This is a genomic window from Duganella sp. 1411, from assembly GCF_017833525.1.
Lineage (GTDB): Bacteria > Pseudomonadota > Gammaproteobacteria > Burkholderiales > Burkholderiaceae_D > Rugamonas.
In genome coordinates, this window is sequence record NZ_JAFICD010000002.1 from 252,769 (window position 1) to 267,998 (window position 15,230).

At 66.2% G+C, this 15,230-nt stretch carries 14 protein-coding genes; 2 read left to right on the forward strand and 12 right to left on the reverse strand.

The window, feature by feature from the left end; all coding sequences use genetic code 11:
* Positions 1-7 precede the first annotated feature (7 nt).
* From JOD97_RS32990 to JOD97_RS12805, 8 genes are read right to left on the reverse strand one after another with little or no spacing between them, the layout of a single operon-like run.
* On the reverse strand, positions 8-136 hold the full coding sequence (locus tag JOD97_RS32990) for a hypothetical protein (RefSeq protein ID WP_255585347.1): 129 nt from the start codon (positions 134-136) through the stop codon (positions 8-10).
* Positions 133-1,251: an ABC transporter ATP-binding protein gene (locus tag JOD97_RS12775; RefSeq protein ID WP_209717973.1), complete on the reverse strand. Its 1,119-nt coding sequence runs from the start codon at positions 1,249-1,251 to the stop codon at positions 133-135. The genes JOD97_RS32990 and JOD97_RS12775 overlap by 4 nt, the downstream gene beginning before the upstream one ends.
* 1 nt (position 1,252) lies before the next feature.
* Positions 1,253-3,556: a GH32 C-terminal domain-containing protein gene (locus tag JOD97_RS12780; protein WP_209717976.1), complete on the reverse strand. Its 2,304-nt coding sequence runs from the start codon at positions 3,554-3,556 to the stop codon at positions 1,253-1,255.
* A gap of 48 nt (positions 3,557-3,604) precedes the next feature.
* On the reverse strand, positions 3,605-4,582 hold the full coding sequence (locus tag JOD97_RS12785) for a family 43 glycosylhydrolase (protein ID WP_209717978.1): 978 nt from the start codon (positions 4,580-4,582) through the stop codon (positions 3,605-3,607).
* A 33-nt stretch (positions 4,583-4,615) separates the two neighbouring features.
* Positions 4,616-5,500, reverse strand: coding sequence for a carbohydrate ABC transporter permease (locus JOD97_RS12790; RefSeq protein WP_209717981.1), 885 nt, complete (start codon positions 5,498-5,500; stop codon positions 4,616-4,618).
* Positions 5,497-6,567, reverse strand: coding sequence for a carbohydrate ABC transporter permease (locus JOD97_RS12795; protein WP_209717983.1), 1,071 nt, complete (start codon positions 6,565-6,567; stop codon positions 5,497-5,499). Before JOD97_RS12795 ends, JOD97_RS12790 begins: the two co-directional genes overlap by 4 nt.
* Positions 6,564-7,850, reverse strand: a complete 1,287-nt coding sequence (locus JOD97_RS12800; protein WP_209717986.1) for an extracellular solute-binding protein — start codon at positions 7,848-7,850, stop codon at positions 6,564-6,566. Before JOD97_RS12800 ends, JOD97_RS12795 begins: the two co-directional genes overlap by 4 nt.
* The gene (locus JOD97_RS12805) at positions 7,847-8,911 is read right to left on the reverse strand and encodes a LacI family DNA-binding transcriptional regulator (protein WP_209717989.1); all 1,065 of its coding nucleotides are present in this window, start codon (positions 8,909-8,911) and stop codon (positions 7,847-7,849) included. Before JOD97_RS12805 ends, JOD97_RS12800 begins: the two co-directional genes overlap by 4 nt.
* A 215-nt stretch (positions 8,912-9,126) precedes the next feature.
* On the opposite strand from JOD97_RS12805, the gene JOD97_RS12810 reads away from it, so the two are divergent.
* Entirely contained in the window at positions 9,127-10,146 is a 1,020-nt protein-coding gene (locus tag JOD97_RS12810; RefSeq protein ID WP_209717992.1) for an aldo/keto reductase, read from the forward strand.
* Between the two features lie 18 nt (positions 10,147-10,164).
* Here the strand turns inward: JOD97_RS12810 and JOD97_RS12815 are convergent, their stop codons facing one another.
* Positions 10,165-10,971, reverse strand: coding sequence for an APH(3')-I family aminoglycoside O-phosphotransferase (locus tag JOD97_RS12815; RefSeq protein ID WP_209717995.1), 807 nt, complete (start codon positions 10,969-10,971; stop codon positions 10,165-10,167).
* Between the two features lie 97 nt (positions 10,972-11,068).
* Positions 11,069-11,281, reverse strand: a complete 213-nt coding sequence (locus JOD97_RS12820; RefSeq protein WP_209717998.1) for a hypothetical protein — start codon at positions 11,279-11,281, stop codon at positions 11,069-11,071.
* Between the two features lie 213 nt (positions 11,282-11,494).
* Here JOD97_RS12820 and JOD97_RS12825 point away from each other — a divergent pair, with 213 nt between their 5' ends.
* Positions 11,495-11,725, forward strand: a complete 231-nt coding sequence (locus tag JOD97_RS12825; protein ID WP_209718001.1) for a hypothetical protein — start codon at positions 11,495-11,497, stop codon at positions 11,723-11,725.
* 178 nt (positions 11,726-11,903) lie between these two features.
* Here the strand turns inward: JOD97_RS12825 and galB are convergent, their stop codons facing one another.
* Positions 11,904-14,390 (reverse strand): beta-galactosidase GalB, encoded by a 2,487-nt coding sequence (gene galB / locus JOD97_RS12830; RefSeq protein WP_209718004.1) that lies wholly within the window; start codon positions 14,388-14,390, stop codon positions 11,904-11,906.
* Positions 14,391-14,456: 66 nt separating this feature from the next.
* Positions 14,457-15,188, reverse strand: coding sequence for a hypothetical protein (locus tag JOD97_RS12835; RefSeq protein ID WP_209718007.1), 732 nt, complete (start codon positions 15,186-15,188; stop codon positions 14,457-14,459).
* Positions 15,189-15,230: the final 42 nt, after the last annotated feature.

Consider the following 15,230-nt stretch of genomic DNA (forward strand, 5'->3'; position numbering starts at 1 on the left):
AATGAAGTTATCCGTCGGCGCGCACCTCCTCCTCGTCGCTGATCTTCAACAGCTCCGTCATCGGCGGCATCCATGCGATGGCGCCGGTGGCGGTGCCGCCGTCGGAAAACACATCAAACAAAGCCTCGCCGATCATGCCGCCTCCGCCGCGCCGGCGACGCCGGCTGTTGTTCTGTTTAAATTGCCCGCTTCGATGCGCAAGCCCTCGCCGTCGAAAACATGCACCCTGCCCGCCATCGGGCTCACGCTCCACGGCGCGTTGGCCGCCGGCGGCTCACCCTTGACCACCACCATCAGCGGTTTGGCCAGGCCGGCGACGGCCAGGTGCACATAGGACTCCGCGCCCAGCCTTTCGACCAGTATCACCTCGCCCTCGATCGCGCCTTGCGGGTCGGCCACCAGATGTTCCGGCCGCACGCCGACCGTCACCGCGCCCGGCCGCGCATCGGCGAGTGCCTGCCAATCCAGCGCCGCGCCGCCGATCCGCAAGCGGCCACCCGCATCCAGCGCGCCGGCCACCAGATTCATTTTCGGGCTGCCGATAAAGCCGGCGACGAACACATTGGCCGGATGGTCGTACAGGTGCATCGGCGCGCCGATCTGCTGCACGCCGGCCGGGCCCAGTACGACGATACGGTCGGCCAGCGTCATCGCCTCGACTTGGTCGTGCGTCACGTAGACCATGGTGGCGGCCAATTGCTTGTGCAAACGGGCGATCTCCACCCGCATGTCGGCGCGCAGCGCGGCATCCAGATTGGACAGCGGCTCGTCGAACAGGAAGGCGCGCGGTTTGCGCACGATGGCGCGGCCGATCGCCACGCGCTGACGCTGGCCGCCGGACAGCTGCGGCGGACGGCGCTCGAGCAGATGCTCCATTTGCAGCATCTTCGCCACCGCATGCACGGCCAGCTTGATCTCCGCCTTGGGCACGCGCGCCAGCCGCAGGCCGAAAGCAATGTTCTCGAACACGCTCATATGCGCGTACAAGGCATAGCTCTGGAACACCATCGACAATCCCCGCTTGGCCGGCGGCGTGTCGTTGACCGTCACCCCGTCGATGCGGATCTCGCCGGTGCTGATTTCCTCCAGTCCCGCGATCATGCGCAGCAAGGTCGATTTGCCGCAGCCCGAGGGGCCGACCAGCACCACGAATTCGCCATCCTCGATCGTGAAGTCCACGCCGCGCAAAATATACTGCGACTCTTTTCCCGGGTAGGTCTTGCCCACCCCCTGCAATGCGATTGTGGCCATCTCAATTTCCTTTCACAGTGGCGCCCATCGCCCACACCTTGAGCGAGACGACGCGGTCGCCGGGCGCGGCCAGCAGCGCCAGTCCGTCCGCGTCGGCGCGGCTTGGATAGGTGCGGCTGGTGAGGCTCCTGCGCTCGTTGACATACGCCTCGACCATCGAGCGGTCCAGGAACACGCGCATGCGCAAGTGCTCCGGTCCCAGCTCGAAAGCGCCGCCTTGCACGCCGTACGACTTGCCTTCGGTGGTGAGCGTGCGGTCGATCTCCAGGCGCCCGGCGGCGCTGTCGACATATAAATCGGTAGCCTCCGACCTGCCCGGCGCCACGCGCACGCTCACCCCCCGTTTGGCGGCTTGCGGCGACGGCGCCAGTTCCAGTTCGATCTCCAGGCCGTCGCCATGCAGCGCCGCCAGCGCCTTGGCCGCCTCCTCCACGCCGGCGTCGCGCAGATCGATCAACTGCCGGCCGCGCAAAGCGGCCAACTCGCCGATGGGAGCCAGGCGCAACTCGCCATCGGCGCCGAGCGACAGCGCTATCGGCAGGCCGCCGTTGTGCGCCCAGCCGGCATCCCACTCGTCGCGCAGCGTGCGTTCCCCCTGCGCGATCGAGAAGACGATCGAACGTCCGGTCTTGGGGTCGACAAACCCGCTCGGCCCGGAAAAGTGCCCCTGGCCGACATCGAACGCCCGCGGCGCCTCGCTATCGGGTTTGAAGCGCGCGCTGGCGGCGTCGAACACGCCGATCCAGTAGTAGGCCTGGCCCCGCACGTCGTTGAGGAACACATGCCGCGCGCGGCCATCCATGCCTTTACCGACCGGCAGCAACACCGGCAGCTCCCAGGTCTTCTCGAAGTCGGGGAAAGGCTTGGCGTCGATCGAGAACAAGGGACCGCGCGGCGTCCAGTGAAGCAGGTCGGTCGATTCGTAGACCAGCGCGGTGCCGCTGCCGCCCGGCAGCGCCGAGCCGACCAGCTGGAACCATCGTTGCCGCTCGCCGTCGCGGAACACGAACGGATCGCGGAACTCGCCGAAGCGCCCCATGCCCTGCTCCTGCAGCGTCACCGGGGTAGGATGTTTTTTCCAGCATGCCAGGTCCGGATCGCGCGCATCGCACGGCGTCGCCATGCCGGTGCGCTGGTTCGGCCGCGCCTTGTCGTTACCGGCGGTGAAGAACAGCACCGGCGTGCCATCGGCCGCGCGGGTGGCGCTGCCGGACCAGATGCCGTCGGTCGCCAGGCCGTCGTCCTCCGGCGCCAGCGCGATGGGGAGCTCGCGCCAGTGCACCATGTCCGTACTGGTCCAGTGCCCCCAATGAATCTGGTGCCAGAACGGACCGAACGGATTCTTTTGGAAGAACAGGTGATACCGGCCTTGATAGTAGAACGGCGCGTGCGGCTCGTTCATCCAGCCGGCGTCGGGCATCACGTGGTAGCGGGGGCGATAGCGGTCGCCGTCGAAGGTACTCGCCGGGATGTTCATATCGGCGGACGACAGCTTTGGGGCCTTGCCGGCGCGCGGCGCCAGATCGGCGGCGACGACGCCCACGACGGCGCTGGCGTCGGATGCGCCGGCGTCGATGCGCACCTCGTCCATCAGCCCCAGGAAGGTATTGAGCTTGAAGACGCCGCCGATCTGTTCCGGCTGGGAGTACCTGCCTAGTGTCAGCGGGCGGTCCGGCATGGAGAAGCGGCCGGACGCGGGCATCGCCTTCCGCGCGACACGCTCGCCGTTGAGAAACAGCGCCACTTGCCGGGTGGCCGGGTCGTAGCTTGCCGCCACGTGCGACCAGCTGTCGCGCGGCAGCTTGCGATCGGTCACGCGGACATCGGCGACGACCGCGCCAAGGCCGATCTTGATGCCCCAGGTGCCGAAACGGTACACGCCGAACGAAAAGCCCTGCCGGGCCTCGGCGTCGAACTGGCTGATGAACGCCGAATAGTGACCGCCGTCGCCCCACTCGAAGGCGTGCGGCGCCACCCAGGCGCTCAGCGTGAAGCCGCGCCCCAGCTGCGCGTCCGTCAGCGGCGGCGCCGTGACGTCGGTCGAATAGCCGTCGAACAGCAAACAGCCTTGATGGATGCAACTGGCCTCCGGCCGCCACAGCGGCGCCGAATCGGGCTTGAAGCGCGCGTGGTTGAACACATAGTTCACCTGGTCGCGGCGTCCCGACACCTGCTCGACGGTCTGGCTGCCCGTCCGCTCGTCCAGCCCCCAGCGGGCCAGCGGCGGCGCGTCGCCGGCCGCCGCCTGCGAGGCGGCCATCGAGGCAGCCAGCAGCAGGCTGGCGATGGCATCGTGTTGTATCATTTTCGTCTCCTCCGGCTTTCTATTTTTATTTACCGCTGTCCATCGTTGTCATTTCTGTGCCAATGAATCGTCGATCGCATACAGGCCGTTCTCCATCCGCAGCGGAATCGGATCGCAGATCCGGCCGACGAACTGACCGTCCGCGCCGGTGTCCTCGAACGCCATCAGGCAGTCCTTGCCGGTCACCGGATCGCGCAGGATCTTGCCGGCGTAGCGGCGGCACGGGATATCGCCGTCGAGGAAACCCGGCGCCGGCTGCCAAGGACCCAGCGGATGGTCCGCCACCAGATAGTGGGTGCCGGAGACGCCGCCATCGTGCCCCGCGCGCATCTCTTCCGACCAATGCGCGGCGACATTACAGAACACGCAGTACCAGCGGCCATCGCGCTCGAACACCTGCGGCACTTCCAGCTGGCCGTAGTGGCCGCCGGCGTAGACCGGCGCCGTCGCCGTCCACGTCATCAGATCGGGGGACACCGCGTGGCCGATGACGCCGCGCTCATACAGCGGACCGTCGTTGCGGCGCGCCGTGTAGAACATATGATATTGGCCGTCGATTTTATCCGCCAGCACCCACGGATCGCGCAAGGCGCGGTCGTGCCAGCGCCCTTCCTCGTGCTCTTCGTAATAGCGCTCGTCAAGATCGAGCGCCAGGCCGCTGCCGACGCGCTCCCAAGGGCCGTCCAGGCTATCGGACACCGCGTGGCCGATGCGCTGGCGCATGCCGTTTTCGGCGCGGCAGGTGCCGGTGTAGAACAGGTGATAGCGCCCTTCGGCATTGATCACGGAACCGGTCCAGGTGGTGAAGTCGTCCCACGCCGGCGAGGCGGCCGGGCCGAACGCGGTGCCCAGCGAAGTCCAGTTGCGCAGGTCTTGCGACACCGCGTGGCCGATCGAGACGTTCCAGTGGCGCAGGTCGGGATTGCCGATGGAGCGGTTCGCCTGCAGGAAGAACAGATGCTGTTCGCCCGCCTCCTCGAAATGCCAGAAATCCCAGATGAATTTGTCGTTGAGTTGAAGTGTCATGTGTAGTCCAAAGTTAGCCCAGGTTAGCCCCGGTTAGCCCTTGACGCCGGTCCCGGCGACCGAGGCGACGAACTGCCGCTGGAACGCCAGGAACACCGCGAGCACGGGTAAAGTGATCACCGATGCGTAGGCCATGATCTGCCCCCACGAATTGGTGCGTCCGAAGAATTGCTGTATACCCGGCTGGACCGGCCGGAACGCCTCGCCCTGTATCACCATGATCGGCCACAGATACTGGTTCCAGGCGGAGATGAACAGCACGATGGCGGCGGTGGCGATCACCGGTCCGCTGTTGGGCATGATGATCCTGGCGTACACGGTCCACGGGCCGGCGCCGTCCATCTTCGCCGCCTCGTCCAGCTCCGGCGGGATATCGCGGAAGAACTGGTAGAACAGGAACACGCAAAACGCGTTGGCCAGGAACGGTATCACCTGCACGTGCAGGCTGTTGAACCAGCCGGTGTGCATCACGAACTGGCCATGCTCGATGGCCGGCCAGGGCAGTTTGGCGACCAGCGACAGCAAAGGAATGGCGATCACCTCAAACGGCACGATCACCATCGCCACCACCAGCGCCAGCACCACCTGGCGCCCGCGCCAGCGCATGCGCGCGATCGAAAACGCCAGCATGCTGTTGATGATGATGCCGCCGACCACGATCAGCGCCGCGATCAGCGTGGAGTTGAGCAGGAACGAAGGCAGGTCGCTCTTCTCGAACACCGCCTGGTAGTTCCGCATCGACCATGTGGCCGATGGCAGGTAGGCCGACCAGCTGTTCAAATCGGCGAAGATCGCGTTATCGTTTTTAAACGACGACACCACCATGAACAGCAGCGGGGCGACGAACACGATGCCGATGGCGCCCATGGCGACCAGCAGCGCGGTGGCGCGCAAGGTTTTGCTTAGCTTCAGATTCATTTCGCGTCTCCCTTCGACACCAGCATCCGCTGCAGCGCCGACAGCGCCAGCACGATGACAAAAAACACCAGCGTGATCGTCGAACCGTAGCCGACGTCCTGCTCCTTGAAGCCGCTGCGCACCGCGTGGTACACCACCGTGGTCGTCGAATCGAGCGGGCCTCCGGACGTCATCACATCGACCTGCGTGAACAGGCCGAACGCCAGCAAGGTGGTCGACACCAATACGAAGATGATGGTGTTGCGCAGACCCGGCAAGGTCACGTGCACGAAGCGCTGCCACGCGTTGGCGCCCATCAGCGTGGCAGCCTCGTACAGTTCCGGCGAAATCGACTGCAGGCCGGCGAGGAACACCAGCATCTGGAAGCCGGCGCCCTGCCAGGCCGACATCAGCGCGATGGCCGGCAACGCGTAGTGGCTGTCGCCCAGCCAGTCCGGCCCCGCGTTGGGATCGTGCAGCAGGCCGCGCAGCAGCTCATTGAGCATGCCGCGATCGGTGTTGAGCATGAACGCCCAGACGATCGACGCCACCACCATCGAGGTCACCACCGGCGCGAAATAGACGGTGCGGAAAAACACCCGCCCACGGATCTTCTGATTGACCAGGATCGCCAGCCCGAGCGCCGCCCCGCACTGCAGCGGCAGCACCAGCGCCGCGAACAAAAACGTGTTGATCAGCGACCGGTAGAACAAGGGATCGGTGGCCGCCAGCACGATGCGCGACTGCCCCACATCGATATGAAACGCCTCGCGATAGCCCTCCAGCTCCGGCCTGGCCTTGCGCACCTGGCGCCAGGTCGGATAACGCACGCCCTCTTCGTCGCGCACGACGGCGCCCTGCGCGTCGCGCACCGGATCGATGACGGCGACGTTCAACGCCAGCAGGCGCCGGTAATTTTCCAGGCCGATGTAGCGGGTCGGCTCCGGCGACATCAGCCGATGATTCGTCAGCGTGGCGCCGGCGGCCAGCAGCATCGGCAGCACGACGAACAGCACAAACAGCAGCAGCGCCGGCGCGGCGAACGCCGCTACCGCGAACGGATTTTCCCGCCCAAGCGTGGTTTTCATGAACCGCCCCCCGTTTTGCGCGCGGCCAGGCTGTAACCGTAGCCGTTGTTGCGCGAGATATTGTGTTCCATCGCCTCCACCGCCTCGTCGAACGCCTCGCCGGCATCCTTGCCGCTGCGGATATCGGCCATCGCCTTCTCGAACGCCGACGACATCGCCGGATACGCCGGGCTGGCCGGACGCGACACCGCATAGCGTTTGGCGAACTCGAAGTAGATCCGCCAGTCGCCGCCCGGCCGATAATGTTCGGTCAGCGCCGCGCCCTCCGCGCTCACCGGCACCAACCCGGTTTCGCGCGATGCCGCGGCGATTTCCGCCGGCGAGATCAGGTGCGCCAGGAACGCCGCCGCGCCTTCGGGCTGCCGGCAGTTGCGCGTGATGCCCCACTGCCAGGACGCCGCGCCGATCTTTGGGCCATGGCCGAAATCGGGCGGCGGCATCACCACCAGATCGTCGCCGAATTGTTCGCTGTACTCGCGCGCCTTCCACGAACCCGTGTAATGGAACAGCGAGCGTCCCTGCTCGAACGCCTTGTCGTCGGCCGGAATGCGCTCGACCAGCTTGTCCTTGAACAGCCGGCCGTAATAGCGGCCGACGGCGATCGCCGCGTCGCTATTGAGCACACCGTCGACGCGCACATAACCGTCGCGGTCTATCAGGTCGGTGCCGGCGCTTTGCAGCCACGGCGAGAACGCGTAGCTGTACCACTCGCCCTTGAACCTGCCGTTCAAATCCAGCGGGAAGCGATAGCGGCCGCTCTTCTTCACCTTCGCCAGCGCGTCGTGGAACTCGGCCGCCGTGTAGGGCCGCTCCATGGTTGCCACGCGCACGCCCAGGGCGTCCAGGCGCGAGCGGCGCGAGAACAGCGCCAGCGCCACATCGAACTGGCCCACGCTGTACAGCTGGCCCTTGTAGGTTCCGCGTCCGCCTTCCAGCAGGCCGGCCACGGCGTCGACCGGCAGCAGCGCGTCGAGCGCGCGCACATGGCCGGCCCAGGCGAAGTTCGGCACGGTCGGCTGGTCCATCGCGATGATGCACGGCAGTTGCCCGACCAGCGAGGCGGCGGTGATCGACTCCGTGTACGAGCCTTGCGGAATCGCCTCGACCACCACCTTCCATTGCCCCTGCGAGCGGTTGAAGCGCTCGACGGCGGCCCTGCCGGCGGCCATTTCGACGTCGCCGGTGTCGTGGCGCCATAGTTTGATGGTCACCGGCGCGGCCAGCACCGGCAACGCGGCCGCCGACAACTGCGCGGCCACCAGCACGGACAGCGCGCGCCTCATCGCTTGGCCGCCTTCATCGCCTTCATTGCCTGTATCGCCTTGACCGCGCTGGCCGACGGCGCGCCGACGGTGCCGCGCAGGACGGGCAGGCACGGCACGCGGACCGTGGCGGCAGGCTCGGACGCCCGCTCCAGCACATGGCGGCCGGACAGCTCGCCGATTTCGCGGTACGGCAGCGCGACGGTGGTCAGGCCCGGGTCCAGCGCCTCGGAGATCAGCCGGAAATCGTCGAAGCCGACGATCGAAACGTCGGCCGGCACCCGCAAACCGCGGCGCTGCAGGATGAAGATGACGCGCATGGCCATCTTGTCGTTACCGCACAAAATGGCGGTGGGCCGGTTGTCGCTGGCGAAGAGCCGGTCGACCGCCTCGGCCAAATGCGAGAATTCGTCGGCGGCCCCCGCCTCGGCGCCGTGGATCAGCCAATCGGGATTCGGGCTGACGCCGTGCTCGCGCATTGCGCGCTCGAAGCCGCGCAGGCGCAATCCGGTCGCCACCATGCCCGGGATCAGCTGCAGGAAGGCGATGTCGCGGTGCCCGGCCTGCAGCACGATTTGCGCGGCCGCGTAGCCGCCCCCCTCGTCGTCCGGGATCACCTGCGTGTAGCGGCCCGGCGCCTCGAAGCAGTTGGCCAGCGCGGTGGGCGTGCTGCCCAGCAGCGGCTCGACCATCACCTCGCGGTGGAACGGCGTGGCGAACAGGATCGCCTCGACCCGGCGCTCGCGCATGTCGGCCACCAGGCGGTCGGCGACGTCGGCATGGCCGCCGGTCTCGCCGATCAGCATGACCTTGCCCAGTTGCTCGCACACCAGCTGGATGCCCTTGATGATCTCGGAGGAATCGGGCGTCGTCGTCAGCTTCTCGGCGATGACGGCCACCAGCCCGGTCGGTCGGCCACGCAGCATGCGCGCGGCGGCCGACGGCGTGAATTCGAGGCTGCGCATGGCCTGCTCGATACGGGTGCGGGTCTTCTCCGACACCTCGGTCCCGCCGTTGAGTACGCGCGAGACGGTTTTGATGGACACACCGGCCCGCTCCGCCACATCGTGAATCGTTGCCACACAGTCTCCTTGAGTATTCCCCGCCGGACCATCGCTGTCTTCCGCAAAATGTCCAACGTTGTCATTTGTTTTGCAAATGATATGGATTCCCTTCATTCCCGTCAACAAAAATTATGAATAAAAATATCAGCGTCGCCTGTCGGGACTTAAGGAGGACAGACGGCATCTGGACTTCAACCTATACTGGTCCCCTCCATTCACCGTCAGGAGTCCCCATGTCCATCAAAAATTTGCTGCAGGGTAAGCTCGGCTTTGGCACGGCGCCGCTGGGCAACATGTTCCGCAACATCCCCGAAGAAGAAGCCCTGGCGACGGTCGATGCCGCCTGGGATCACGGCGTGCGCTACTTCGACGCCGCGCCGCTGTACGGCGCCGGGCTGGCCGAGATTCGCCTGGGCAACGCCCTGGCCAAGCGCAACCGCGACGACTACGTGCTCAGCACCAAGGTCGGGCGCGTGATCCTCGACGAGCTGGAAGAGCCGTCGCAGCGCGACATGGGCGAGAAAGGCGGACTGTTCGAGTTTGGCCTTCGCAACAAGATCGTCAACGACTACTCGGCCGACGCCACGCTGCGCTCGATCGAGGACAGCCTGAAGCGGCTGAAGACGGACCGGCTAGACATCGTCTACGTCCACGACGTCGCGCAGGATTTTTATGGCGACGCCTGGTTGGCGCAGTATGAGATCGCCCGCACCGGTGCGTTTCGCGTGCTGGCGCGGCTGCGCGAGGAAGGCGTGATCAAGGGCTGGGGGCTGGGCGTCAACCGGGTCGAGCCGATCGAACTGGCGATGGAGCTGGACCAGGCGCGGCCGAACGTCTCGCTGCTGGCGGGCCGCTATACCCTGCTCGACCATGAGCGCTCGCTGCAGCGCCTGATGCCGCAGGCGGCGGCGCGCGATGTCGACATCGTCGTCGGCGGGCCCTACAGCTCGGGGATCCTGGCGGGCGGCACCCATTTCGAATACCAGAAGGCGCCGCCGGAGATCCTGGCCAAGGTCGAGCGATTGAAGGCGGTCGCGCAGCGGCACGGCGTCGGCATCAAGGCGGCGGCGTTGCAGTTTTCCCTGGCCAATCCGGCGGTGGCGGCGGTGATACCGGGCGCCAGCCGTCCGGAACGCATCGCCGAGGACCGGGCGGCGCTGGCCGAGGTGATCCCGGCGGCGTTCTGGCACGAGTTGCGCGAGCAGAAGCTGGTGGCGTGGAATGCGCCGTTGCCGGTGGATTTCGCGGCGTAAATCAGCGATCGGACGGGTTTAAAATAGCTCGTCCAACATCAGGTGAAATTGCAACTTCTGTTGATCGAGCTCGGCCACGCCGTATTGCTTCAGGAATCTGGCTTGAAGCGCAGGGCCGAATTCGCCGAGGCAGTTCCAAACGATGGCCAAGTCCTGGTAGCGGTCGGCAATGCCGACCCGCCCGGCATCGATGCAACCGATGACGTCGCCATCGTGGATCAACAGATTATCGAGCGAAAAATCGCCATGCGTGACGACCGGATCGGGCGCGAGGGGCAGCAAGTTTTGCATCGCGTCCCAAACCTGTTCGGCGGTCCACCCTTCCCTGTCCTCGTCGAAATCGTCCTCATCGACCGAACCCGCATCGATGCGGGCCCGCGCGCCTATGAGGCGGTGCGCGTGGTCGCTCATGAACGGACATTCGCGCACCGGGATCGCATGCAGTCTGCGCAGGAACAGCGCGAGCGCGTCCACCACGGCCGGCTGCAGGTCGGGACGCGCTGCCAACAGCTGATACGCGGTCTTCCCCGGTAGCGCCGTCATCAGTAACCACGCCTCGTCGGGCGTACGGGAGAAACCAACGACGGCGGGCACGGGTAAATATCCGGAGAGCCAACGCAGCCTTACCATTTCATTGGTGATGTCATCGGCGACGACACCTTTTCCATGCTTCAAAAACAAGTCGGGGGCGTCCTTCTTGCCGTGCAGCCGATACACGCCGCCGCCGGATTCGCCGACGATGCTGCGCGCCCAATCATATCCGTTCAACCCGGCGAAGATGCCGGCTGGCGTGGGCAAAGCCGCGCAAGCTTGTTCGCGATCCATATCCTGCTTTTCTCCATTTAATTGCGGGCGCGTCCAGTCGGCCTCGATCTACTCATCAGGCCGTGTATGAATGTTAGACTTGACCCCACCTGCGGAATCACTGCTCCGCGTCAAATTTCTCTTTTATGAGCGGCAGGAAACGCTCGGCCACAAACCACCGGGTGAACCCGCAAGCCCCGCAGACAACGATGCGATATTTGGCGCCATGGAGGCTTCCAACAGGCAATAGCTCTCCGTTGGCACCAGGAACGACCTCCTTTGAAAAATGCTCGTTGCCACCACATTCTGTACACAGTCTTGCAGCTGCCATTATTTATTTCCTTATTTATGGTTGCGGGCGATAGAGGTGACGTCCCCAATAAGCGCAGTGTACGGCGCAGCTTGTCGCAAAAGCAAGGGCGGAATTCACTGTCGCCGCCCGTCTCTGTAGAGTTTCGCCTACTTGCAAAGCGGTGTTGCGCTGACAAGCTGCCGTAGCAAGCGGGGTTAGCATTGTTCCCTCACTTAACTTTGGGGGACGGCAATGAGCAAAGATAATCATCAGCAATCGGTTGGCGGCCAGGGAGCAACCGACGGCCTGAGCGGCAGCGACCATTCCGGCACCGAGGGCGCCGACAGCGGTCAGGGAGTCAATAAGGGCGTTGGGCCCGGCTCGCACGGTCACGACGGCCAGCCTTCAGGCCGCGTGGGCGGCGAGCACGGCGACGACCTGCGCGAGAAAAAAGACGTCAACAAAAACCAGCCGGCGCCTTGACGGCGACGGCCCGCTTGCGACCGGGCGGCGAGCGATCTTCGTGGGGCGGATCGAACGAGCGTTCTCCTGCCGGAGGACTTGAGAGGCGGAACGCCGTAATCCGCCATGAGCCGCCGACGGCGCTTGGCGGATTACGCTTCGCTAATCCGCCCTACGTGGTTTACGTGGTTTAGGCGGCTTAGGGCTTGCTGCTCAGTTCCACTTTCGCGCTGCCGAGGCCTTCGCTGGTGGCAGTGACGACGATCTTGCCGCCCTGCCCCGCGCGCGTGCGCACGATCGCCAGCGCCAGCCCGTTGTAAGCCGGCCGCTCCGCCGATTGGAACGAGACGTGGCTGGTGGCGTCGCCGTTGTCGGTGGCGATCAGCTCGGCCGGGCCGCTGACGGCGAACTTCACCTTGTTGTGCGTACGCGGTACCGCCAGGCCGTCCTTGTCGGTGATCGTTAGCGTGACGAACGACAGGTCCTTGCCGTCGGCGCTCAAAGCGCTGCGGTCGGCGGCCAGGCGCAGCTTGGCGGCGGCGCCCGTGGTGCGCACCGTGTCTTCGGCCCACGGCTTGCCCTGCTTGTAGACCACCGCGCGCAACGTGCCCGGCTGGTACACCACGTCGTCCCAGCGCAGCCGGTACTCGCGCGGGCCGCGCTGCTTGCGGCCCAGCGATTGGCCGTTGAGAAACAGCTCGGCCTCGTCGCCCGACGTGTACAGGTGCACCGGCGTGACCTGCCCGACCCGCTCCGGCCAGTTCCAGTGCGGCAGCAGGTGCGCCATCGGCAGCTCGGGCCGCCAGCGCGCCTGGTACAAATAGAAGCGGTCCTTCTTGAAGCCGGCCAGGTCGACGATGCCGAAGTAGGAGCTGCGCGACGGCATCTTGATCTTGCGTAGTTCGGCCAGCTCCTTCGCGGCCGCTTGCTGCTGCGCCGGGTCGGTGAAGTTGAAGACGTTGGTGGCGTCGTCGTTGTACGGCGTCGGCTCGCCCAGGTAGTCGAAGCCGGTCCAGACGAACTCGCCGGCGACGAAGGGGTTGTTGTCGAGGCCGGCGAATTCGACGTCCGGCGACCAGGCCCACGGCGGCGCCGTCAAGTCGTAGCTGCTGACCTGGAAGTTGAACGCGCCCTTGCTCTTGTCGTCGCTGACGGGGAAGAAGTATTCGCCGCGCGAGCTGACCGTCGACGACGTTTCGCTGCCGTACAGCGGCAGTTGCGGGGCGCTCTGGTGCAGGCGGCCGTATTCGGCCGGCTTGTAGTTGTAGCCGAACACGTCGATCGCCGTCTGGAAGCCGTCGTAGCCGGAGTTGATCTTGTTGAAGCCGCCCGTGGTGGGCCGCGTGCGGTCCTCGCCGCGGACGATGTCGGCCAGGTGGACGGCGACCTTCCAGCCTTCCGGCTGGCCCTGCTCCATGATCTCGTTGCCGATGCTCCAGGCGATCACGCTCGGGTGGTTGCGGTCGCGCCGCACCATCGCCCGCAAGTCTTTTTCGTGCCAGGCGTCGTACAGGGTGGCGTAGTCATTGCTCGTCTTGGGGATGCGCCAGGCGTCGAACGCTTCGACGATGATCAGCATGCCCATGCGGTCGGCCAGTTCCAGCAGTTCCGGCGCCGGCGGATTGTGCGTGGTGCGGATGGCGTTGACGCCCATCTGCTGCAGGATCTCGAACTGGCGCTCGAGCGCGCGCAGGTTCAGCGCGGCGCCCAGCGCGCCCAGGTCGTGGTGCTGGCTGACCCCTTGCAGCATGACGCGCTCGCCGTTGAGCAGGAAGCCGCGCGCGGCGTCGAAGGCGATGGTGCGCACGCCGAACGGCGTTTCGACGACGTCGACCACGCGCTCGCCGGCCGTGACGGTGGTGACGGCGACGTAGCGGTGGCGCGCGCGCAGGCTCCACAATTGCGGGCGCGGCAGCTGCAGCGTCTGCGTCAGCAGCGCCTGCTTGCCGGCGGCGATCTTGGCGGCGGCCGACGCCGGCGCCTGCGCCAGCGGCGCGCCGCTGCGGCGGCCGGAGGCGTCGAGCGCGTAGATGGCGGTGGCGACCTTGGCCTCGGCCTCGGCGCCCTGGTTGTCCACGGTGGCGCGCACTTCGACCGTGGCGGCGTCGGCGCTCACGGCCGGCGTCAGCACGTAGACGCCGTTGTGGGCCACGTGCAGCGGCGCCGTCTTGACCAGCCAGACGTTGCGGTAGATGCCGCCGCCCGGGTACCAGCGCGACGAGTCCGGTGGATTGTCGATGCGCACCGCCAGCACGTTGTGCGCGCCCGGCTTCAGGTACGGCGTCAGCTCGAGGCGGAACGACGAGTAGCCGTACGGCCAGCCGCCGACCTTTTGGCCGTTGAGGAAGACGGTGGCGTGCGACATGGCGCCGTCGATGTCGAGGAAGACCTGGCGGCCGGCGTCGCCGGCCGGGGCGGTGAAGTGCTTGCGGTACCACGCCACGCCCCACCACGGCAGCTTGCCGGTCTCGCCCTCGTATTCCTGCTTGAACGGGCCCTCGATGCCGAAGTCGTGCGGCAGGTCGAGCTGGCGCCAGCGGCTGTCGTCGAACGCGGCGGCGCCGACGTCGCCGGCCGGCTCGCCCTTGACGAAGCGCCAGTCGGCGTTGAAGGAAATCCGCTCCCGCGCGGCGGACTCGTCCGCGTGGGCGGGCGCCTGCGGGCTGAGGGCGACGGCGGCTAGCATCAGTAGGTAACGTAGATATCTCATATTGTCCGTTTGCAAGGGTCGATGGATAAAAGCGTGGTGAAATTATTTGTTGAGCAAGGTCAGCGACAGTTCCCACTGGGCCCGCCACGGGGACAGGAAATCGTGGCTGGCGAAGGCCTTTTTGAGGCGCGGCACGGGCACGCGGTACACCTCGTTCAAGCCCAGCGCCAGGGTGACCGGGTTCCACAGCGTGTTGTGGCGGGTTTTCTTGCCCTTGCCGCCGCTGCCTTTGACGCGGGCGCCGTCGTCGCCGAAGATGCCGATGCCGTCGTCGAGCGCTTGCGCCAGGTCGATCCGGGCCAGGCCGTCGAAGGCGGCCAGGATCGCGTCGCGGACGACGCCGTCGCGCGATTCCGTCGCGCCCCCGGTCTGGACCGGCTGCGGCGCGGCCTCGCGCTTGAGGCGGGCGGCCAGCTGTTCGACGTCCTTTTTGAGGAAGCGCAGTTCGTGCAATTCACGGCGGAAACCGGGCGGCGGCAATGTGGCGACGATCTTGTAGGCGTCCTTGGTCATCGTGATGAGCACGTCGTCGGCGCCGGCGGCCAGGCGCCGGGTGTCGTCCTCGAAGAAGATCGGCGCCGCGTAACCACCGTTGGCGTCGCCGAACAGGTCGGGATAAGCGGGGTCGTAGTCGAGCCAGACATACGGCGTCAGGCCGCCGTCGATCAGGCGCGCCAGGGTCCATGGCGCGCCGCCGTGGCCCTGGGCGGCGAGCCAGTCGCAGGCTTGTTCGGGGGTGGCGCGGAACGGCAGGGTCGGGCTGGGGGATGTCATGGGGTGGCCTGGCGCCACATGTGGCGAAATGGAAACTCTTGG

Excerpts from the sequence above, each read along its gene's own strand:
- JOD97_RS32990 (WP_255585347.1), bottom strand. The coding sequence starts at position 136 with ATGATCGGCGAGGCTTTGTTTGATGTGTTTTCCGACGGCGGCACCGCC.
- JOD97_RS12775 (WP_209717973.1), bottom strand. The coding sequence starts at position 1,251 with ATGGCCACAATCGCATTGCAGGGGGTGGGCAAGACCTACCCGGGAAAA.
- JOD97_RS12780 (WP_209717976.1), bottom strand. The coding sequence starts at position 3,556 with ATGATACAACACGATGCCATCGCCAGCCTGCTGCTGGCTGCCTCGATG.
- JOD97_RS12785 (WP_209717978.1), bottom strand. The coding sequence starts at position 4,582 with ATGACACTTCAACTCAACGACAAATTCATCTGGGATTTCTGGCATTTC.
- JOD97_RS12790 (WP_209717981.1), bottom strand. The coding sequence starts at position 5,500 with ATGAATCTGAAGCTAAGCAAAACCTTGCGCGCCACCGCGCTGCTGGTC.
- JOD97_RS12795 (WP_209717983.1), bottom strand. The coding sequence starts at position 6,567 with ATGAAAACCACGCTTGGGCGGGAAAATCCGTTCGCGGTAGCGGCGTTC.
- JOD97_RS12800 (WP_209717986.1), bottom strand. The coding sequence starts at position 7,850 with ATGAGGCGCGCGCTGTCCGTGCTGGTGGCCGCGCAGTTGTCGGCGGCC.
- JOD97_RS12810 (WP_209717992.1), top strand. The coding sequence starts at position 9,127 with ATGTCCATCAAAAATTTGCTGCAGGGTAAGCTCGGCTTTGGCACGGCG.
- JOD97_RS12815 (WP_209717995.1), bottom strand. The coding sequence starts at position 10,971 with ATGGATCGCGAACAAGCTTGCGCGGCTTTGCCCACGCCAGCCGGCATC.
- JOD97_RS12820 (WP_209717998.1), bottom strand. The coding sequence starts at position 11,281 with ATGGCAGCTGCAAGACTGTGTACAGAATGTGGTGGCAACGAGCATTTT.
- JOD97_RS12825 (WP_209718001.1), top strand. The coding sequence starts at position 11,495 with ATGAGCAAAGATAATCATCAGCAATCGGTTGGCGGCCAGGGAGCAACC.
- galB (WP_209718004.1), bottom strand. The coding sequence starts at position 14,390 with ATGCTAGCCGCCGTCGCCCTCAGCCCGCAGGCGCCCGCCCACGCGGAC.
- JOD97_RS12835 (WP_209718007.1), bottom strand. The coding sequence starts at position 15,188 with ATGACATCCCCCAGCCCGACCCTGCCGTTCCGCGCCACCCCCGAACAA.